This is a genomic window from Streptomyces marianii (assembly GCF_005795905.1).
In the GTDB taxonomy this organism is placed as follows: Bacteria; Actinomycetota; Actinomycetes; order Streptomycetales; family Streptomycetaceae; genus Streptomyces; species Streptomyces marianii.
Genome location: NZ_VAWE01000001.1, coordinates 2,374,876 through 2,393,291, shown reverse-complemented (window position 1 = coordinate 2,393,291; position 18,416 = coordinate 2,374,876). Strand labels below are relative to the sequence as shown.

Genomic DNA, 18,416 nt, shown 5'->3' with positions numbered 1-18,416 from the left:
TTGTGCCGATTATTGTTCAGGGCCGTACTACTCATGAGTTCGTTGATTTCAGCACGCCCAGGGGGTCGGCTCCAAACAGTGGGAACCGGCCGATCCGCACTCCCCGAACCGGAGATAAAACGGGCATAAAGAGCCACCTCCGGCAAAAAGAGGGTCCTGCGTGAGCACAGCGATACCAGCCGGATGCATCGGGTGTCCGAACCCTGAGAATTCTCTGTCGAAACGTTATGAACATGGAGGCGGACCGTGTCAAAGAGACACGGCCCGCCCATGAAAGGTCTACGACAACTTCCGTACGCCCACTTCTACTTGAGACGTGCCATGAGTGCGTGTTCCACGAGGGTGATCAGGGCGCTCTTGGCGTCGGCGCGGTGGCGTGCGTCGGTGGTGATGATCGGGGCGTCGGGCCCGATCTGCAGCGCCTCGCGCACCTCCTCCGGCGTGTACGGCTGGTGTCCCTCGAAGCCGTTCAGAGCCACCACGAAGGGCAGGCCGCTGTTCTCGAAGTAGTCGACCGCGGGGAAGCAGTCGGCGAGTCTGCGGGTGTCGACGAGGACGACGGCGCCGATGGCGCCGCGGACGAGGTCGTCCCACATGAACCAGAAGCGGTCCTGTCCGGGGGTGCCGAACAGGTAGAGGATCAGGTCCTGGTCGAGGGTGATACGTCCGAAGTCCATGGCCACCGTGGTGGTGGTCTTGCCCCCGGTGTGGGTGAGGTCGTCGATGCCGGCCGACGCGGACGTCATGACCGCCTCGGTACGCAGCGGGTTGATCTCCGAGACGGCGCCGACGAACGTGGTCTTGCCCACGCCGAAGCCGCCCGCCACCACGATCTTCGCGCTGGTGGTCGACCGGGCCGCACCGCCGCTAGAGCTTGCGAAGTCCACTGAGCACCCTTTCGAGCAGTGTCACATCCGGCGTTCCGCCGGCCTCTCCGTTGCCCGGCTGGTGGATCGCCACCATGCCGGCCTCCGCCAGGTCCGCCACCAGGATCCGCGCCACACCCAGCGGCATCGACAGCAGCGCCGAGACCTCGGCCACGGACTTGACCTCCCGGCAGAGGTGGCAGATCCGCTGATGCTCGGGCAGGAGCGTCGACAGGTGCGCCGGGTCGGCAGTGGTGCTGACCAGCGCCTCGATGGCGAGCTGGTAGCGGGGCCGGGTCCGGCCGCCGGTCATCGCGTAAGGACGCACCAGCGGCTGGTCGCCCTCATGACCGTAGTCGGTGTCGACGGGGACACCGTACGGATCGTGAGAGGCGGGGGGCGGGGTCATGAATCCTCCGGGCGTGACAGCAAGTGGTCGGCTGTGCCGTCTGACTGGGCCGGTGGGGGGCCGGATGGGGCGGCCGGACGGTGAGTTGGACGGGCGACGGATCACCGGGGTGTGCCTGGGGCGCACACCCTCGAACGGCGGGCTTTCTTGATGTTCCTAGTGGAGAAGGCTCCCTTGGAGTTCGGCCCGCAGGTCCGGGGTGAGGACGGTGCCGGCACGGTCGACCAGGAGGGCCATCTCGTAGCCCACGAGGCCGATGTCGGCGTCCGGGTGGGCGAGCACGGCCAGCGAGGAGCCGTCCGAGATGGACATGATGAAGAGGAAGCCACGCTCCATCTCGACCACCGTCTGGTTGACGGGGCCGCCTTCGAAGATCCGGGAAGCCCCCGCGGTCAGCGAGGTCAGACCGGACGCGACCGCCGCCAGCTGGTCGGCTCGGTCGCGCGGAAACCCTTCGGACATCGCCAGCAGGAGTCCGTCGGCGGAGACCACCACGGTGTGGGACACCCCGGGGGTGTTGTCCACGAAGTTGGTGATCAACCAGTTCAGATTCTGTGCCGCCTGGCTCATCGGGCTCAACTAACGCTCCTGCTGGTGAGTGGGGCCGACGTTGAAGCTGCCGGTGTTTCCGGAGCCGCCCGCCTGACGCCCCTGCTGGATGCCCCGACGGAGATTGGTCAGCCGGCCCCGTACGTCGTCCGGCGCACGGGACACCTGCGGACCGGTGTGGTGGGTCTGCTCCTGCGCGGTTCCCGGCACGAGGTTGGCGCGCGGGACACGTCGGGGCAGACCCGAGGTGGTGACACCACCGGCCGCGGGCTTGCGCACCCGCTCGGCCTGGCGCACCAGCTCGTCGTTGGGCGAGGTCCGCCAGGAGGCGGTACCCGCGTTGTGCTGGCCGCCCTGACCCGGCTGGCCCTGGCCGGCCGCGGGGCGGCGCGGCGGGCCCGACGGAGCGGGGCGCGCGGCCGGCTGCTGCGGTGCGGCCGGGGGCTGCGCGGCGCCGTCGGCACCGCCGCCCTGGTTCTGGTGGAACCAGTTCGTCTCCAGCGTGTCGTACAGCGGGGTACGGCCGTCGCCGGGACCGGACGCCGGCGGCAGCGCCTCGGGCTGCGGCTGCGCGGGCAGGCTGCCCACGGCCGGACGCGGCGCGCCGAAGTCGGCACCGCCCTGGCGCGGACGCGGTGCGCCGGGTCGGCCCTGGCCCGCCGTGGGTGGACGCGGCGCGTTGAAGTCGGGACGCGCGAACTGCTCGGTGGCCGCGGGGTCCTGGGCCTGCGGACGGCCTCCGTGGCCGTCGCCGCGGTGGGCACCGGGCCGTGCGTACTGGCCGGTGGACTCGGGGTCCTCGTGGCCGCGCGGCGTGTCCTGGGCGGAACGCGGCTGCTCGCCGCCCCACCCCGCGGGCTGCGGGCGCTGCTGCCGGCCGCCGCTGCCGGGCAGTTCGGCACGCGGGTCGTCATTGCCGGGCTGCGCCGGGCGGCCGGAGTTGCGGCCCCGGTCGCCCTGGCCGCGGTCCTGCGCCCCCGGCCCGGCCGGTCGGCCGCGCCCGGCGTCGGCGCCGAACGCGCTCGCGGCAGCACCGCCCTGGCGGGAGAAGTCCTGCTGAGCGGGATCCTGACCTGGTCCGCCCTGCTGCGGGCCGCTCTGGAACAGACCGCCGTCGCGGCCGGGAAGGGCCGCACGCGCGGAGTGTCCCGCGCCGACCTGCCCGCGCTGTCCGCCGAGGCCCGGACGTCCGCCGCCGCCCGCACCGGGCCCGCCGGTCAGACTCCGGCCACCGCCGGCGCCGGCCGGAGCCTGCGGTGCGCTGTTCTGCCCGCCCGCACCGGGCTTGCCCGGAGCCTTCTTGCCGCCGTGGGCGACATCGACGGGGAGCATGACCAGCGCGGTCGTGCCACCGGAGTCGGAGGGACGGAGCTGGATCCGGATGCCGTGCCGCAGGGACAGGCGGCCGACCACGAACAGACCCATGCGGCGGGAGACCGAGACGTCCACGGTGGGTGGTGACGCCAGCCGCTCGTTGATCGCGGCGAGGTCCTCGGGGGAGAGGCCGATGCCGGTGTCGTGGATCTCGACGAGCACCCGGCCGTCGGGCAGGGCGTGACCGGTCACGCGCACCTTGGTCTGCGGCGAGGAGAACGACGTCGCGTTCTCCAGCAGCTCTGCGAGGAGGTGCACGAGGTCGTTGACGACACGGCCCGCGACCTCGGTCGCCGGCACGGCGGCCAGCTCGATGCGCTCGTACTGCTCCACCTCGGAGGCGGCGGCACGGAGCACGTCGACCAGCGGGACGGGCCGGGTCCAGCGGCGGCCCGGCTCCTCGCCCGCGAGGACGAGGAGGTTCTCGCCGTTACGGCGCATACGGGTCGCGAGGTGGTCCAGCTTGAACAGGGAGGACAGCTGGTCCGGGTCGGCCTCGCGGGACTCCAGCTCGGAGATGAGGGACAGCTGACGCTGGATGAGACCCTGCGAACGGCGCGACAGGTTGGTGAACATCGCGTTGACGTTGCCTCGCAGGAGGGCCTGCTCGGCGGCGAGGCGGACCGCCTCGCGGTGCACGTCGTCGAAGGCCGCGGCCACCTTTCCGATCTCGTCCCGGGAGTGCACACCCACGGACTCCACCGTGGTGTCCACGTCCTGCGGGTCGGCCTCGGACAGCTCCTTGACCAGCTCGGGCAGGCGTTCCTGGGCGACCTTGGTGGCGGTGTCCTGCAGCCGGCGCAGCGAGCGGATCATGGAGCGGGCGACGACGAAGGCGCCGATGAGCGACACACCGAGCACCAGCAGGATGAGCGCACCGTTGATGATGGCGTCCTGCTGCGACTCCTGCTTGAGCTCGCGGGCCTTGCTCTCCATCTCACCGAGAAGCGTCTTCTCGATGGTGTTCATCGCGTCGATCTTGGTGTCGGCCTGGTCGGTCCAGTCCTTGTAGCCGCGGCGTTCGGCGCTCGCGAGACCACTGGGCCGGCTGAGCACGCGGATGGCGTAGTCGTTCGCCTCCTCGATCTCGGAGTTGCCGTCCACGAGGGGGGCGGTCAGCTCCTCGGCGTTGCCGCCGAGGGAGGCGTAGAGACGCTTGAACGAGGCGAGGGCCTGCTTCTCGTTCTCGGCCGCGTCGTCACCGGTGAGGCGGTCGTTCTCGCTCATGTCGCCGGCGGTCTTGGAGTTGGCCGGGAGCGCGGCCGCGATGATCGCGCGCTGGATCGACGCGTACTCCTTGGCGGCGGAGAAGGCCGCCAGGGCGCGGGTGCGCTTGATCATCTCGGGGTTGTTGGTCGCCTGGGCCATGTCCTGGGACAGGGTGAGCAGCGACGTGATCAGCCGGTTGTATCGGTTGACCGTCTGCGTGGTCGAGTCCTCGCCGTCGAAGGCGGTGCCCCGGATCTTGGCGATCGTCGTGACCTGCTGGGCGATCTGGCTGACGTTCGCGTGGATGCTCTCCAGCGCCTCGTCGCCCGTGGTGTCGCCGATGTCGACGGTCGCGGCCAGGAAGGACTGCCGGTGGCGGTCCGTCTCCGTGCGGGACTGGCTGACCTCGAACGCCTCGGCGCTGCCGCCGTTCGACAGCGGGCCGGCCGCGTGGTCGCGCTCCTCCTGGAGCGCCTCGGCGAGGGCCGTGGCCTCCTTGGTGAGCTTCGTGAGCAGCTGCATGTGGTCCAGCTGCTCGATGTCGCTCATCGACTCGTTGATGCGCAGACCGCCCAGGGTGGTCGCGGCGACCACGGGGAGCGCGAGCAGGGAGACGAGCCGGGTGCTGATGCGCCAGTTGCGCAGGGCGATACGGGAGCCCGTGTCGGTCGGACCCTTGCCCTTGGGCCGGTCCGCCGACTCCGCGGTGGCCGAGGCGGCGCCGGGGCGCGCTCCGCGGTCACCGTTGTCGCCTGCCGGACCCTGGTTCTGGGTGTGCTGGGGCGAGGGCCCGCGGTCGCTCGCGCCGCGCGGCTCCTGTTCAGCGGCAGCTTCCCCTTGGCCCTGGCGGGCCTGGGGACGCCCCATGCCATCCCTCTTGAAACGTCCCTGCACTAGCGTCGCAACCTCTGGACCAGGCGTCCCCCCGCGGTACGGAAGGACGGTGTCGGCGTCGTAGGGGCGGTGGAGGCGCCCCCAGGTGGTCGTGGACCGGCGCTCTCCCCCTTCCCGCCGCCACTCGGCGCTGCGTTGCGCCCCCTGCGCGCCGGTCGGAGACCTGCGGCGGTGCGTGGAATTCCAGCACAGTGCCGGATCTCCAACAAGGGCCGTGTATCGGCCTGTGACCTGAGTGACACGTTGTGAGCGAGACGTCACGAGACGTAGAAAGTGATCGCGGAGAAATCGGGTGTTTATTCACGAGTCGCTTACGGGTGGGGGGTGTCCCAGTCGCGATGATCAGGAGCGGAATGGCGCATTCAGGTGCGCAATGTCCGTTTCTGAGTGACGGTTCGGTTGGCCGAAATGACGGAATTGCCCTTCAGGTCGTGAGCAAACTCACACGTAGATCGTTGGCTCTTCCGTCCTTTCGCAGGGAAATCGCTGCTTAGCCTGACGCTTTACAAGCACCGGCACACTGACTAGGCGAGCGATGAAGACGACGATGCTGTTCCGCAACATAGCCAACCCCCGCCGCACCACCCTGGCGCACCTCGAGGACGCCGGTGAGCTGCAGCCGGAGGCTCAGCCGGAACCGTCCGCCGTACTCCCCGCCCAGACGGCCAACCCCCGCCGCACGACCCTGGTGAACGCCCCCTCGGCGCTGTAATACGGCAGGTCGGGCCCCTCTCGCGCGTTAGCCTGGAGCGTCAGACTCCAGCCAGCGGAACAGAGGGGCGCGAGGCACCCGTGCGGATCGCCAGATTCTCCATCGACGGCAATGTCGCTTTCGGCGCGGTCGAGGGCGAGGGAACCGGCGATCCGGCCGGCCTCGTGCTCGACGTCATCAAGGGCATTCCCTACGGCGACTTCGAGCTCTCGGGCACGAAGATCCCCCTGAGCAAGGTCCGGCTGCTGCCGCCCGTCCTCCCGAACAAGGTCGTGGCCATCGGCCGCAACTACGCGGAGCACGCCGCGGAACTCGGCAACGAGGTCCCGGAGGCGCCGGTGGCCTTCTTCAAGCCCACCACCTCGGTGATCGGCACCGGCGACGCGATCGAGTACCCCTCGTTCTCCGACGACGTGCACTACGAGGCCGAGCTCGCCGTCGTGATCGGCCGGTTGTGCCGTGACGTCCCGCGCGACCGGGTCAAGGACGTCGTCCTCGGCTACACCTGCGCCAACGACGTCACCGCCCGCGACGTCCAGAAGCGCGAGAAGCAGTGGGCCCGGGCCAAGGGCTTCGACACGTCCTGCCCGCTGGGCCCCTGGGTGGAGACCGGCATCGACCTGGCCCGTGCCGGCGACCTCACCATCCAGTGCACGGTCAACGGCGAGCAACGCCAGCTGGGTCGCACGAGCGACATGATCCGCTCCATCGAGGACCTGGTCGTCCACATCACCGAGGCCATGACGCTCCTTCCCGGAGACGTCATCCTCACCGGCACCCCCGCCGGGGTCGGCCCCCTCAACGTCGGCGACGAGGTCGCCGTCACCATCGAAGGCATCGGCACTCTCACCAACAAGGTGATCAAGCGTGGCTAACGGACCCTCCCCCAAGCTCTCGGCTCCGCTCGAGCAGGGGGTACCCCCTCGCGTACGTTTCTGTCCCTCGCCGACCGGCAACCCCCACGTGGGCCTGGTCCGCACCGCCCTGTTCAACTGGGCGTTCGCCCGGCACAACCAGGGCACCATGGTCTTCCGGATCGAGGACACGGATGCGGCGCGCGACTCCGAGGAGTCGTACGACCAGCTCCTCGACTCACTGCGCTGGCTCGGGCTCGACTGGGACGAGGGCCCCGAGACCGGCGGCCCGCACGAGCCGTACCGTCAGTCGCAGCGCATGGACATCTACCGGGACGTCGCCGAGAAGCTCCTGGCCGGCGGGTACGCCTACCGCTGCTACTGCACCGTCACCGAGCTCGACGAGCGCCGCGAGGCCGCCCGCGCCGCCGGCAGGCCCTCCGGCTACGACGGGCACTGCCGTGACCTGTCCGACGAGCGGAAGGCCGCGTACGAGCGCGAGGGCCGCGAGTCGATCGTCCGCTTCCGGATGCCCGACGAGCCGATCACCTTCACCGACCTGGTCCGCGGCGAGCTCACCTTCACCCCGGACAACGTGCCGGACTACGGCATCGTCCGGGCCAACGGCGCGCCCCTCTACACACTGGTCAACCCGGTCGACGACGCGCTGATGGACATCACCCACGTGTTGCGCGGCGAGGACCTGCTGTCCTCCACCCCGCGCCAGATCGCGCTCTACAAGGCGCTGATCGATCTCGGCGTCGCCCACCGCATCCCGGCCTTCGGCCACCTGCCGTACGTCATGGGCGAGGGCAACAAGAAGCTGTCCAAGCGCGACCCGCAGGCATCCCTCAACCTCTACCGGGAGCGCGGCTTCCTGCCGGAGGGCCTGCTCAACTACCTCTCCCTGCTCGGCTGGTCGTTCTCCGCGGACCAGGACGTCTTCTCCCTCGCCGAGATGGTCGGGAAGTTCGACATCGCGGACGTCAACGCCAACCCGGCCCGCTTCGACCTCAAGAAGGCCGAGGCGATCAACGCGGACCACATCCGCCGACTGGACGTGAAGGCGTTCGCCGAGGCGTGCGAGCCCTGGCTGCGCGCGCCCCACACCAACTGGGAGCCCGCGGACTTCGACCAGGCCGCGTGGGAGGCGATCGCCCCCTACGCCCAGACCCGGCTGACCGTCCTCTCCGACATCACCGCCAACGTCGACTTCCTCTTCCGCAAGGAGCCGGTCGAGGACGAGGCGTCCTGGCAGAAGGCGATGAAGGAGGGCTCCGACGCCCTGCTGCGCACGGCGCGGGCGAAGCTCGCGGCCGCCGACTGGTCCGGCCCGGAGGCGCTGAAGGACGCGGTCCTGGCGGCGGGCGAGGAGCACGGCCTCAAGCTCGGCAAGGCCCAGGCGCCGGTCCGCGTGGCGGTCACCGGCCGCACGGTGGGCCTGCCGCTCTTCGAGTCGCTGCAGATCCTGGGCCGCGAGAAGTCGCTGGCGCGCATCGACGCGGCGCTGGCCAAGCTCGGCGCGTAACGCCGCCGCACGACGCGCCCGGAGGGGCGGCAGCCACGGGCTGCCGCCCCTCCGGGCGCGTCCGGGGGCGGGCGGCGTCCTCCTGGACGCCCGCCCCAGGGGGCGGGCCCCCGGCGACCGGCACCGGCGGAGGAGCCCCCTCCCTCCGCGAACCACCTGCGAACGGCGTCCTCTCCGCTGCCCCTGGCGAGGAAGTCACCCCGTCGGCGTAGCCTCGGACCATGCCGATCCGAGCCGTACTGTGGGACGTCGACGACACGATCTTCGACTACGCCGGAGCCGACCGCGTCGGCATGGGGCGGCATCTCCGGGCCGAGGGCCTGGCCGAGGCGTACGAGTCCGTCGACGAGGCCCTCACTCGCTGGAAGGAGCTCACCCGGATCCACTGGCGGCGCTTCGAGGGCGGAGGAGTGGACTTCGAGGCCCAGCGGCGGGACCGGGTCCGGGACTTCCTCGGGGCGCCGGGGATGAGCGACACCCGGGCGGACCAGTGGTTCGCCCGCTACGTCACCCACTACGAGGCCGCCTGGCAGCTGTTCCCCGACGCCGTGCCCGCGCTGGACACCCTGGCAGCCGGCTTCCGGCACGGTGTGCTCTCGAACTCCTCCATCCGCAACCAGCACCGCAAGCTCACCGTGCTGGGCGTGCGTGATCGCTTCGAGGCGGTCGTCTGCGCGGCCGAGCTGGGCGTCGCCAAACCCCGGGCCGCCGCCTTCCACGCCGCGTGCGACGCCCTCGGGCTGCCCCCGGGGGAGGTGGCGTACGTCGGCGACCACCCGGACATCGACGCGGTGGGGGCCGTCGCCGCGGGGCTGACCGGTATCTGGCTGGACCGCGCCGGACTGGGCGGCAGGCCGGAGCTGATCCGGATCACCGGCCTGGGGGAGCTGCCCGCCCTGCTGCGGGCGGATACCCGTTTTGGAGCGCCGTCCTCCTTCAGGTAATGTTCTTCCTGCGCCGAGGGGAGCAAGCCGAAAGGCCGGACCCGGAAGCGCACAACCTAACAAGACCCCCGCAGGGGGGTTGAGTTTTGGTGGCCTATGGTGTAATTGGCAGCACGACTGATTCTGGTTCAGTTAGTCTAGGTTCGAGTCCTGGTAGGCCAGCTCGCAGAGCTCATCTGCAAAGCCCCCGTTGTGTAGCGGCCTAGCACGCTGCCCTCTCAAGGCAGTAGCGCCGGTTCGAATCCGGTCGGGGGTACAGATCCTTCCCGCGAGATCACCAGGGTCGCTCCCGGTGGTCTCGCAGTGACAAACATCCGGCTGCCGCCGGATGGGGATCGCCCAGGGCCCCCGTTGTGTAGCGGCCTAGCACGCCGCCCTCTCAAGGCGGTAGCGCCGGTTCGAATCCGGTCGGGGGTACCAACTGGTCTAAACCGCCAGTGGCCTATGGTGTAATTGGCAGCACGGCTGATTCTGGTTCAGTTAGTCTAGGTTCGAGTCCTGGTAGGCCAGCTGATCCGTTTCGATGGATCAAAATCTTGCCCCCGTTGTGTAGCGGCCTAGCACGCCGCCCTCTCAAGGCGGTAGCGCCGGTTCGAATCCGGTCGGGGGTACGCGACGAGAAGGCCCTCCCCAGCCGGGGAGGGCCTTCTCGCGTTTCCGGCGAGCCGTCCACCGCCGCGGTCAGCCGAAGCGCCGGCGGGACTCCTCGGCCTGGGCCAGCCTGCGCAGTCCGAGCAGTACCGGCTCGTAGAGCACGGTCAGTGCCACCGCCGCCTCCACCTGCTCCTCCCCGGGCTCGTACTGTTCCACCAAGTCCAGGTCGGCGACGCCCAGTTCGGCCGCGCTCCGGGCGTACGGCAGCAGCTGCCCCGTGCCGCAGGGATAACCGAGGCGCACCATCGTGGCGATCCCGGAGACCACCATCCGGTAGGCGGGTGACTGTGCGCCGACCTCCCGGCCGAAGGTCCAGCCCAGTTGTTCCAGCAGTGCGTCCGCGGTACGGCGGGCCGTCTCCGTGGCCGGGTCGTCCTCGTCGGGCTCCGCGCCGTGCGGGATGGCCCAGACGGCGGCGCCGAGCCGCGCATGGGGGTCGAGGCCTTCGTCGGCGACGGCCGCCACTACCTCGCGTGCGGTCGCCACCGGTATCCGGCCGACCTGGATCAGCGCACGGACGAGACGGAGCCTGCGTAGATGCCCCTCGTCGTACTCGGCCTGGGTGGCGCTGATCCGATGGCCCGGTGGCAGCAGCCGCTCGCGCAGGTAGTACTTGACCGTCGGTATCGGCACCCCGCTGCGTTCGCTGAGTTCCGCGAGTCTCATGCCCTTGCGCCTTCCATTGGAGAGTGTCACTATCCAATCATGGATAGTGGAGCTATCCAATCGGCGCTCAAGGAGGAAAACGCGATGGGCAGCACACCGATCCAGGGCCGCATGACCGCCGACGCACGGGGCGACGTGGTCGTCTTTCTTATCGGGATGCGCATCAACAGCTTCCGTTCGGTGCGGAGTTGGTGGCCGGTGTTCATGGCCATGCCGCGGATGCTGAAGGAGCTGTCGAAGGACGAGGGCAGCGGACTGCTCGGTTACCAGTTGCTGCTGGGGGGTCCGCGGGTCCTCTACACCGTCCAGTACTGGGACACCAAGGAGAAGCTGTTCGCCTACGCGACGGCCCAGGACAAGGGGCACCGCCCGGCCTGGGCGGCGTTCAACAGGCGGATGCGCGAGGGCAGGGGGAGGGTCGGCTTCTGGCACGAGACGTACATCGTGCCGGCGGGCTCGTACGAGAACGTCTACGTGAACATGCCCGCGTTCGGTCTGGGGGCGGTGAGCGGTGTCGTCCCGGTCGCCCGGCGCGGCGAACGGGCCGCGGAGCGCCTGCGCTCGGCGTGATCGCGGAGTGCCGGGTCTCAGGGGGCGCCGCGGGAGTCCTCCCGCGCCTCGGGCCGCGCCCTGCTTGGATCCCACGCCTCGGGCCCCGCGCGGCGCCGGCGGGCGGGGCGGGTGCGGGGCCCGGCCGGGTCAGCCGCGGCGGAGGGCGTCGGAGAGGCGTGCCGCCGCGTCGATGACGGCCTGTGCGTGCATCCGGCCGGGGTGCCGGGTGAGGCGCTCGATCGGTCCGGAGACCGAGACGGCGGCGACGACCCGGTTCGAGGGGCCGCGCACCGGCGCGGAGACGGACGCGACGCCGGGCTCCCGCTCGCCGATCGACTGTGCCCAGCCCCGGCGCCGTACGCCGGACAGCGCCGTCGCCGTGAAGCGCGCCCCCTGTAGACCGCGGTGCAGCCGCTCCGGCTCCTCCCAGGCCATCAGGATCTGGGCCGAGGAGCCGGCCTTCATCGTCAGCGTGGAGCCGACGGGTACCGTGTCCCGCAGTCCGGACAGCCGCTCGGCGGCCGCCACGCAGATGCGCATGTCTCCCTGCCGGCGGTAGAGCTGCGCGCTCTCGCCCGTCACATCGCGCAGGTGTGTCAGCACCGGCCCCGCCGTGGCCAGCAGCCGGTCCTCGCCGGCGGCGGCTGCGAGCTCCGCCAGGCGCGGGCCGAGGATGAACCGGCCCTGCATGTCCCTCGCCACCATCCGGTGGTGTTCCAGTGCCACGGCGAGGCGATGCGCCGTGGGTCGTGCGAGCCCTGTCGCCGCGACCAGCCCGGCGAGGGTGGCCGGACCGGACTCCAGGGCGCTCAGTACCAGAGCTGCCTTGTCGAGAACGCCGACGCCGCTAGAGTTGTCCATGCAACGATACTCACGTCTCACTCTGTGAAACGCAAGTTCAAATTCTCCGAGAAGTTGCGACTCTGGATGTGCGGCCGCACAAGGGCCCGCGCTCCCCGCCCGGCCCGGCATGCCGAGGGCGGCGCAATCGATCTCTAGTTGGTGCCCGGCGACGCTGCCGGGTCGGAGGGAAAGCGATGGGTAGGACACTCGCGGAGAAGGTCTGGGACGATCATGTCGTCCGGCGCGTCGAGGGCGAGCCCGATCTCCTCTTCATCGATCTCCACCTGCTGCACGAGGTGACGAGTCCGCAGGCGTTCGACGGTCTCCGTCAGAACGGGCGCCGGGTGCGGCGGCTCGACCTCACCATCGCGACCGAGGACCACAACACTCCCACCCTCGACATCGACAAGCCCATCGCGGATCCGGTCTCCCGTGCCCAGCTGGAGACCCTGCGCAAGAACTGCGCGGAGTTCGGGGTCCGGCTGCATCCGCTGGGTGACGTCGAGCAGGGTGTGGTGCATGTGGTGGGGCCGCAGCTGGGTCTGACCCAGCCGGGCACCACCGTGGTCTGCGGCGACTCCCACACCTCCACCCACGGCGCCTTCGGCGCGCTGGCGTTCGGTATCGGCACCTCCCAGGTCGAGCACGTACTGGCCACCCAGACCCTGCCGATGGCCCGCCCCAGGACCATGGCGATCACCGTCGACGGGGAACTGCCCGACGGGGTCACCGCCAAGGACCTGATCCTGGCCATCATCGCCAGGATCGGCACCGGCGGCGGCCAGGGCTACGTCCTGGAATACCGCGGCCCGGCCATCGAGAAGCTCTCGATGGAGGCCCGGATGACCATCTGCAACATGTCCATCGAGGCCGGCGCCCGCGCGGGCATGATCGCCCCCGACCAGACCACCTTCGACTACCTGCAAGGGCGCGACCACGCCCCGACGGGCGAGGACTGGGACGCGGCCGTCGCGTACTGGAGGACCCTGCGCACCGACGACGACGCGGTCTTCGACGCCGAGGTGTTCATCGACGCCGCCGAACTGGCCCCGTTCGTCACCTGGGGCACCAACCCCGGCCAGGGCGCACCGCTGTCCGGACACGTCCCCGACCCCGCATCGTACGAGGACGCATCGGAGCGTCTCGCCGCGGAAAAGGCCCTGGAGTACATGGGGTTGACCGCCGGACAGGCGCTGCGCGACATCCAGGTGGACACCGTCTTCGTAGGCTCCTGCACCAACGGCCGTATCGAGGACCTGCGCTCGGCGGCGTCGGTCCTTCAGGGCCGCAAAGTCACCGACGGAGTACGGATGCTGGTCGTCCCCGGATCGGTGCGGGTCGCGCTGCAGGCCGTCGAGGAGGGGCTGGACACGGTCTTCAAGGAGGCCGGCGCCGAGTGGCGGCACGCGGGCTGCTCGATGTGCCTGGGCATGAACCCCGACCAGCTCGCCCCCGGCGAGCGCTCCGCCTCCACCTCCAACCGCAACTTCGAAGGCCGCCAGGGCAAAGGCGGACGGACCCATCTGGTCTCACCGCAGGTCGCCGCCGCCACCGCGGTCCTCGGCCACCTCGCCTCGCCCGCCGACCTCACCGACGTGTCCGCCACCCCCACGCCCGCCGGAGTCTGACCACCATGGAAGCTTTCACCACCCACACCGGCCGGGCCGTACCGCTGCGCCGCAGCAACGTCGACACCGACCAGATCATCCCCGCCCACTGGCTGAAGAAGGTCACCCGCGACGGGTTCGAGGACGGCCTCTTCGAGGCCTGGCGCAAGAACGACGACTTCGTCCTCAACCAGTCCGAGCGGCAGGGCGCCACGGTGCTGGTCGCCGGCCCCGACTTCGGCACCGGCTCCTCCCGCGAACACGCCGTCTGGGCCCTGCAGAACTACGGCTTCAAAACCGTCATCTCCTCCCGCTTCGCCGACATCTTCCGCGGCAACTCCCTCAAGAACGGCCTGCTGACCGTGGTTCTCCCGCAGGAGACCGTCGACCGGCTCTGGGACCTGACCGAGGCCGATCCCGACGCCGACATCACCGTCGACCTCGAACAACGCCAGGTCCGCGCCCCAGGCGTCACCGCCGACTTCGAACTCGACGAGAACGCCCGATGGAGACTGCTCAACGGCCTCGACGACATCAGCCTCACCCTTCAGAACGAAGCCCACATCGCGGCCTACGAAACCTCCAGACCACCCTTCAAGCCTCGTACCATTGAGGTCTGAGCAGCGGTTTTCCCCGACTGCGCCCTCCACCGCCCGGTGGAGGGCGCAGTCGCATGTTGAGGCCCTGTGGGGCGACAACTCGCCCCAGATGGCACAATCGGTGCATGGAACGCGACAGCCAACTCGAGCTCTACGAGGCGGTCGCGGCCCGACTGAAGGTCGCACACACAAGGGTGCGCGAACTGCAAGTTCCGGAGGGCGTGCGGATGGCGCTGTCCCGGAAGCTGCTGGCAGTGACGGCCGTGGCGAAGCACGATCTCGCAGACGCCGCAAGGCGCCTGGACCGGTTGATGAAGGACCTCGACGAAGGTCGATTCCCCCAAGGTGACTGACCACCCGGCGACTGGGTCGATATGCGGCGCGGTCGCCTGGCCGCAGCGGTCGACTTCGTTGCGGCACTAGGGTGATTAGCCCGTTTCGTGTTTGATTTGCGGTATATATCTGCCTAACGTGCGAAATAGCTTGAACAGTTTCGTTCCGGCGATGTCTCCGAAGGGGAAGACGTGAACAAGGCGCAGCTCGTAGAAGCGATTGCCGACAAGATGGGCGGCCGGCAGCAGGCCGCTGAAGCTGTCGACGCGGTCCTCGACGCGATCGTCCGCGCGGTTGTCGGCGGCGACCGGGTTTCGGTCACCGGCTTCGGCTCGTTCGAGAAGGTGGACCGCCCGGCCCGCTACGCCCGCAACCCGCAGACGGGCGAGCGCGTACGGGTCAAGAAGACCTCGGTTCCGCGGTTCCGCGCGGGCCAGGGCTTCAAGGACCTGGTGAGCGGCACGAAGAAGCTCCCCAGGGGTGGCGAAGTGTCCGTCAAGAAGGCTCCGAAGGGCAGCCTGCAGATGGGCGCCGCCGCGAAGAAGGCGGCGGCGAAGAAGGCCACCGCCAAGAAGGCGGCGGCGAAGAAGACCACGGCCAAGAAGACCGCGGCCGTGAAGAAGACGGCGGCGGCCAAGAAGACGACCGCCAAGAAGACCACCGCGGCGGCGAAGAAGACGACCGCCAAGAAGACGGCGGCGGCGAAGAAGACCGCTCCCGCCAAGAAGGCGACGGCCAAGAAGGCGCCGGCGAAGAAGGCCACCGCGCGCAAGACCACCGCCAAGAAGACCACTGCCCGCAAGAAGTAAGCGGCGCACCAGTTCAGGGCCACTCACGCGACGGGCCGGACTCCCCTGGGGGAGCCCGGCCCGCGGCGTTCCTCCCCGGCGAGGCGGCGGTCACAACGTCTGCAGGGTCACCAGCGTGATCCGGAGGGCGTCGCCCTCGCCCTCGGTCTCGATGCGCACCCGCTGGCCCGGGCGCAGCAGCCGCAGTCCTCCGGCGTCGAACGCCGCGGTGCCGAAGTCCACCGGAGTCCCGTCGTCGAGCAGCACGCTCCCGCTGCGGGTCACTGGGTCGTACGTGTACGCGGTCGCCTGCATGCCCCGAGCCTATCCGGCGCCCGTGACGGGCGTTCCGTCCGGGCCCGCCCGGGTCCGGCGCGCCCGGCGGCCCTCGGCGGGCGCCGGCCGCAGTGCTTCAGGAACTCCAGGCGAGGGGCGCCGTAGCGCACCGGGCCGCCGTTCGCGGGCCGACGCCCAGCGCGAGAGCGGCCCGCAGATCGCCGCCCGTGTCGACGTCGCGGCGTATCGACTCCACCCCGTCCAATTCGATTTCCACGGCCCCCGAGGCCAAATGCCGCTGCCGTGAGTGCCCGCCGAATGCCGGACGCAATTCCGTGCCGGGTGCCGCCGACAGGAATGTCGTGCCAATTCCGGCCGCATCCGCCAGGAAAGCCCGGGGGAAATGCCGGGCACTGGCGAGCACCCGTTCCAATTCGTCGGGGCGCAGCGCCGGGAGGTCCGCGTTGAGCGCGGCCACCGCCGCGGCCGGCCGCAGCGCGCGCACTTCGGCGGCCCCGTGGGCCAGCGCCGCGTTGAGCCCCGCGCCCGGCGGGTCCGGGACGACACGCGCGCCCAGGGCCGCCAGCTCGGCCGCCGCCAGCGGATCGTCGGTGACGACCACCACATCCCGCACCGTGCGGCAGGACAGCGCCCGGGAGACCGTGTCCTGTGCGAAGGCGAGGGCGAACCGCGGCCGCATCGCACCACCCGTGGCCTCCGACAACCTGCTCTTGGCCAGCGCGAGCGGTTTCAGGGGGACGACCAGTGACCAGTGCACGGGCCCATTGTCACCCGCGATCACGAACGTCCAGCGACCCGGCGTCGCAGGCGGGGCGTACGGTGTTCTCGACAGACCAGGGGCCTGGGGCGACACTTGACCCCCAGCAGCCGGGCGCCAGCCGGGCGGCAGCCAGGTCCGAAGAGGAAGGTGTCCGAGTGTCCCGCCGCAGAATCGGCTTCTGGTACCGCCTTGCTGCGGTCATCGCGAAACCGCCGCTGGTGGTTCTGTTCAAGCGGGACTGGCGGGGAATGGAGCACATTCCGGCCGACGGAGGATTCATCACCGCGGTGAATCACAACTCCTACCTGGATCCGCTCTCCTACGCCCACTACCAGTACAACACCGGACGCGTCCCGCGCTTCCTGGCGAAGGCCGGGCTCTTCAAGGGCTCCTTCGTGGGCACGATACTGCGCGGCACCGGCCAGATCCCCGTCTACCGGGAGACGACGAACGCCCTCGATGCCTTCCGCGCCGCCGTCGACGCCATCGAGCGCGGCGAGTGCGTCGCGTTCTACCCCGAGGGCACGCTGACCCGGGACCCCGAGATGTGGCCGATGGCGGGCAAGACCGGTGCCGCGCGCGTCGCGCTCCTCACCAAGGCGCCGGTCATTCCCGTGGCCCAGTGGGGCGCCAACATGGCGATGCCGCCCTACGCCAAGGAGGACAAGCTGCGTCTCTTCCCCCGGAAGACCCTGGTCGTGCAGGCGGGGCCGCCCGTGGACCTCGATCGGTTCCACGGCATGGAGCCCACCCCCGACGTCCTGCGCGAGGCCACCGAGGTCATCATGGCCGCGATCACCGCGCAGCTGGAGGAGATCCGCGGCGAGAAGGCGCCGGCGACGCCGTACGACAACCGCCAGGCGCGGGCCGAACAGCGGCGCAGGGCCGCCGGGGAGGGGACCAAGTGACTCGTTCCGTCAAGGCAGCCGTCTTCGGCACCGGGTCCTGGGGCACGGCCTTCTCGATGGTGCTCGCCGACGCCGGCTGCGAGGTGACCATGTGGGGCCGTCGCGCCGAGCTCGTCGACGCCGTGAACGGCACCCGCACCAACCCCGACTACCTGCCGGGGGTCCAGCTCCCCGAGGCGGTCCGGGCCACCACCGACCCCGCCGAGGCCGCCCGCGACGCCGACTTCACCGTTCTCGTCGTCCCCTCACAGACCCTGCGCGCCAACCTCACGGAATGGGCGCCGCTGCTGGCCCCCGGCACCGTGCTCGTCTCCCTGATGAAGGGCGTCGAACTCGGTACTGCCAAGCGGATGAGCGAGGTCATCGAGGAAGTGGTCGCCAAGGCGCCCGCCGGGGGCGCCCCGGACGAGGTCCGGGGCAGGGTCGCCGTCCTCACCGGGCCCAACCTGGCCAAGGAGATCGCCGACCGCCAGCCCGCGGCCGCGGTCGTCGCGTGCGCCGACGAGGGCGTCGCCAGGCGCCTCCAGTCCGCCTGTATGACTCCGTACTTCCGCGCCTACACCAACACCGACGTCGTCGGCTGCGAACTCGGCGGCGCGGTCAAGAACGTCATCGGACTGGCCGTCGGCATCGCGGACGGTATGGGCCTCGGCGACAACTCCAAGGCCACCCTCATCACCCGGGGGCTCGCCGAGACGACCCGCCTCGGCCTCGCCATGGGCGCCGACCCGATGACGTTCGCCGGCCTCGCCGGCCTCGGCGACCTCGTGGCCACCTGCTCCTCGCCGCTCTCCCGGAACCACACGTTCGGCACCAACCTCGGCCGGGGCATGACGCTCCAGGAGACCATCGCGGCGACCAAGCAGACGGCCGAGGGCGTCAAGTCCTGCGAGTCGGTTCTCGATCTCGCCCGCCGGCACGGCGTCGACATGCCCATCACCGAGACGGTCGTGTCGATCGTTCATGAGGGCAAGCCGCCGGTCGTCGCGCTCAAGGAGCTGATGTCCCGCAGCGCCAAGCCCGAGCGCCACTGAGGGAAGACCGCCGGAAGGCACTCTTCCGTTCGGTGG

Annotated in this window: 19 protein-coding genes and 5 tRNA genes; 16 read left to right on the top strand and 8 right to left on the bottom strand. The window is 70.3% G+C overall.

Annotated features, from left to right (window positions below; all coding sequences use genetic code 11):
* Window positions 1–305: 305 nt before the first annotated feature.
* The 4 genes from FEF34_RS10750 to FEF34_RS10735 all read right to left on the bottom strand — a co-directional run bounded on the left by FEF34_RS10750 (window position 306) and on the right by FEF34_RS10735 (window position 5,274).
* Window positions 306–887 (bottom strand): GTP-binding protein, encoded by a 582-nt coding sequence (locus FEF34_RS10750; RefSeq protein ID WP_138052965.1) that lies wholly within the window; start codon window positions 885–887, stop codon window positions 306–308.
* On the bottom strand, window positions 868–1,275 hold the full coding sequence (locus FEF34_RS10745; RefSeq protein WP_093653512.1) for a DUF742 domain-containing protein: 408 nt from the start codon (window positions 1,273–1,275) through the stop codon (window positions 868–870). The genes FEF34_RS10750 and FEF34_RS10745 overlap by 20 nt, the downstream gene beginning before the upstream one ends.
* Window positions 1,276–1,431: 156 nt before the next feature.
* Entirely contained in the window at window positions 1,432–1,845 is a 414-nt protein-coding gene (locus tag FEF34_RS10740; RefSeq protein WP_138057401.1) for a roadblock/LC7 domain-containing protein, read from the bottom strand.
* A gap of 9 nt (window positions 1,846–1,854) precedes the next feature.
* A complete protein-coding gene (locus FEF34_RS10735) occupies window positions 1,855–5,274 on the bottom strand; it encodes a sensor histidine kinase (protein WP_138052964.1) in 3,420 nt (1,139 codons plus the stop codon).
* A 562-nt stretch (window positions 5,275–5,836) separates the two neighbouring features.
* Between FEF34_RS10735 and FEF34_RS41175 the strand changes: the two genes are divergently transcribed.
* The 9 genes from FEF34_RS41175 to FEF34_RS10695 all read left to right on the top strand — a co-directional run bounded on the left by FEF34_RS41175 (window position 5,837) and on the right by FEF34_RS10695 (window position 9,950).
* The gene (locus FEF34_RS41175) at window positions 5,837–6,013 is read left to right on the top strand and encodes a hypothetical protein (RefSeq protein WP_171052903.1); all 177 of its coding nucleotides are present in this window, start codon (window positions 5,837–5,839) and stop codon (window positions 6,011–6,013) included.
* Between the two features lie 80 nt (window positions 6,014–6,093).
* The gene (locus FEF34_RS10730; RefSeq protein ID WP_138052963.1) at window positions 6,094–6,888 is read left to right on the top strand and encodes a fumarylacetoacetate hydrolase family protein; all 795 of its coding nucleotides are present in this window, start codon (window positions 6,094–6,096) and stop codon (window positions 6,886–6,888) included.
* Window positions 6,881–8,395 carry a glutamate--tRNA ligase gene (gene gltX / locus FEF34_RS10725; RefSeq protein ID WP_138052962.1) on the top strand — a complete coding sequence of 505 codons (1,515 nt, stop codon included), beginning with the start codon at window positions 6,881–6,883 and terminating at the stop codon, window positions 8,393–8,395. The genes FEF34_RS10730 and gltX overlap by 8 nt, the downstream gene beginning before the upstream one ends.
* Before the next feature lie 221 nt (window positions 8,396–8,616).
* Window positions 8,617–9,339, top strand: a complete 723-nt coding sequence (locus FEF34_RS10720) for an HAD family hydrolase (protein ID WP_138052961.1) — start codon at window positions 8,617–8,619, stop codon at window positions 9,337–9,339.
* Between the two features lie 90 nt (window positions 9,340–9,429).
* Window positions 9,430–9,501 (top strand) — tRNA-Gln (locus FEF34_RS10715).
* A gap of 21 nt (window positions 9,502–9,522) precedes the next feature.
* Window positions 9,523–9,595, top strand: a tRNA-Glu gene (locus FEF34_RS10710).
* A gap of 88 nt (window positions 9,596–9,683) precedes the next feature.
* Window positions 9,684–9,759, top strand: a tRNA-Glu gene (locus FEF34_RS10705).
* 18 nt (window positions 9,760–9,777) lie between these two features.
* Window positions 9,778–9,849: transfer RNA gene (locus FEF34_RS10700), tRNA-Gln, on the top strand.
* Between the two features lie 28 nt (window positions 9,850–9,877).
* A tRNA-Glu gene (locus FEF34_RS10695) sits at window positions 9,878–9,950 on the top strand.
* A 70-nt stretch (window positions 9,951–10,020) separates the two neighbouring features.
* Here the strand turns inward: FEF34_RS10695 and FEF34_RS10690 are convergent.
* The gene (locus FEF34_RS10690) at window positions 10,021–10,659 is read right to left on the bottom strand and encodes a MerR family transcriptional regulator (protein ID WP_171052902.1); all 639 of its coding nucleotides are present in this window, start codon (window positions 10,657–10,659) and stop codon (window positions 10,021–10,023) included.
* A gap of 84 nt (window positions 10,660–10,743) precedes the next feature.
* On the opposite strand from FEF34_RS10690, the gene FEF34_RS10685 reads away from it, so the two are divergent.
* The gene (locus FEF34_RS10685; RefSeq protein ID WP_234042355.1) at window positions 10,744–11,229 is read left to right on the top strand and encodes a DUF4188 domain-containing protein; all 486 of its coding nucleotides are present in this window, start codon (window positions 10,744–10,746) and stop codon (window positions 11,227–11,229) included.
* A gap of 129 nt (window positions 11,230–11,358) precedes the next feature.
* Here the strand turns inward: FEF34_RS10685 and ndgR are convergent, their stop codons facing one another.
* A complete protein-coding gene (gene ndgR, locus FEF34_RS10680; RefSeq protein ID WP_138052959.1) occupies window positions 11,359–12,072 on the bottom strand; it encodes an IclR family transcriptional regulator NdgR in 714 nt (237 codons plus the stop codon).
* A 176-nt stretch (window positions 12,073–12,248) separates the two neighbouring features.
* Here ndgR and leuC point away from each other — a divergent pair, with 176 nt between their 5' ends.
* The 4 genes from leuC (at window position 12,249) to FEF34_RS10660 (ending at window position 15,402) form a co-directional block, all read left to right on the top strand.
* Window positions 12,249–13,682, top strand: coding sequence for a 3-isopropylmalate dehydratase large subunit (gene leuC / locus FEF34_RS10675; protein WP_138052958.1), 1,434 nt, complete (start codon window positions 12,249–12,251; stop codon window positions 13,680–13,682).
* A 5-nt stretch (window positions 13,683–13,687) separates the two neighbouring features.
* The gene (leuD, locus tag FEF34_RS10670) at window positions 13,688–14,281 is read left to right on the top strand and encodes a 3-isopropylmalate dehydratase small subunit (RefSeq protein ID WP_138052957.1); all 594 of its coding nucleotides are present in this window, start codon (window positions 13,688–13,690) and stop codon (window positions 14,279–14,281) included.
* Window positions 14,282–14,385: 104 nt separating this feature from the next.
* On the top strand, window positions 14,386–14,613 hold the full coding sequence (locus FEF34_RS10665; protein WP_138052956.1) for an SCO5555 family protein: 228 nt from the start codon (window positions 14,386–14,388) through the stop codon (window positions 14,611–14,613).
* A gap of 171 nt (window positions 14,614–14,784) precedes the next feature.
* Window positions 14,785–15,402 carry an HU family DNA-binding protein gene (locus FEF34_RS10660; RefSeq protein ID WP_138052955.1) on the top strand — a complete coding sequence of 206 codons (618 nt, stop codon included), beginning with the start codon at window positions 14,785–14,787 and terminating at the stop codon, window positions 15,400–15,402.
* 90 nt (window positions 15,403–15,492) lie between these two features.
* Here FEF34_RS10660 and FEF34_RS10655 read toward each other — a convergent pair whose 3' ends face one another.
* Together FEF34_RS10655 and cofC are read right to left on the bottom strand one after the other, a co-directional pair.
* A complete protein-coding gene (locus FEF34_RS10655) occupies window positions 15,493–15,696 on the bottom strand; it encodes a hypothetical protein (RefSeq protein WP_138052954.1) in 204 nt (67 codons plus the stop codon).
* 97 nt (window positions 15,697–15,793) lie between these two features.
* Complete coding sequence (gene cofC, locus FEF34_RS10650; protein ID WP_325063628.1) at window positions 15,794–16,435, bottom strand: 2-phospho-L-lactate guanylyltransferase; 642 nt, start codon at window positions 16,433–16,435, stop codon at window positions 15,794–15,796.
* Window positions 16,436–16,593: 158 nt separating this feature from the next.
* On the opposite strand from cofC, the gene FEF34_RS10645 reads away from it, so the two are divergent.
* Window positions 16,594–17,346: a lysophospholipid acyltransferase family protein gene (locus FEF34_RS10645; protein WP_138052952.1), complete on the top strand. Its 753-nt coding sequence runs from the start codon at window positions 16,594–16,596 to the stop codon at window positions 17,344–17,346.
* Complete coding sequence (locus tag FEF34_RS10640) at window positions 17,343–18,380, top strand: NAD(P)H-dependent glycerol-3-phosphate dehydrogenase (RefSeq protein ID WP_138052951.1); 1,038 nt, start codon at window positions 17,343–17,345, stop codon at window positions 18,378–18,380. Before FEF34_RS10645 ends, FEF34_RS10640 begins: the two co-directional genes overlap by 4 nt.
* Window positions 18,381–18,416: the final 36 nt, after the last annotated feature.

What these genes read in the sequence shown, in the direction of transcription:
- FEF34_RS10655 (WP_138052954.1), bottom strand. Translation starts at nt 15,696, where the DNA reads ATGCAGGCGACCGCGTACACGTACGACCCAGTGACCCGCAGCGGGAGC.
- FEF34_RS10735 (WP_138052964.1), bottom strand. Translation starts at nt 5,274, where the DNA reads ATGGGGCGTCCCCAGGCCCGCCAGGGCCAAGGGGAAGCTGCCGCTGAA.
- FEF34_RS10740 (WP_138057401.1), bottom strand. Translation starts at nt 1,845, where the DNA reads ATGAGCCAGGCGGCACAGAATCTGAACTGGTTGATCACCAACTTCGTG.
- FEF34_RS10720 (WP_138052961.1), top strand. Translation starts at nt 8,617, where the DNA reads ATGCCGATCCGAGCCGTACTGTGGGACGTCGACGACACGATCTTCGAC.
- FEF34_RS10745 (WP_093653512.1), bottom strand. Translation starts at nt 1,275, where the DNA reads ATGACCCCGCCCCCCGCCTCTCACGATCCGTACGGTGTCCCCGTCGAC.
- leuD (WP_138052957.1), top strand. Translation starts at nt 13,688, where the DNA reads ATGGAAGCTTTCACCACCCACACCGGCCGGGCCGTACCGCTGCGCCGC.
- FEF34_RS10690 (WP_171052902.1), bottom strand. Translation starts at nt 10,659, where the DNA reads ATGAGACTCGCGGAACTCAGCGAACGCAGCGGGGTGCCGATACCGACG.
- ndgR (WP_138052959.1), bottom strand. Translation starts at nt 12,072, where the DNA reads ATGGACAACTCTAGCGGCGTCGGCGTTCTCGACAAGGCAGCTCTGGTA.
- FEF34_RS10685 (WP_234042355.1), top strand. Translation starts at nt 10,744, where the DNA reads ATGGGCAGCACACCGATCCAGGGCCGCATGACCGCCGACGCACGGGGC.
- leuC (WP_138052958.1), top strand. Translation starts at nt 12,249, where the DNA reads ATGGGTAGGACACTCGCGGAGAAGGTCTGGGACGATCATGTCGTCCGG.
- FEF34_RS10665 (WP_138052956.1), top strand. Translation starts at nt 14,386, where the DNA reads ATGGAACGCGACAGCCAACTCGAGCTCTACGAGGCGGTCGCGGCCCGA.
- FEF34_RS41175 (WP_171052903.1), top strand. Translation starts at nt 5,837, where the DNA reads ATGAAGACGACGATGCTGTTCCGCAACATAGCCAACCCCCGCCGCACC.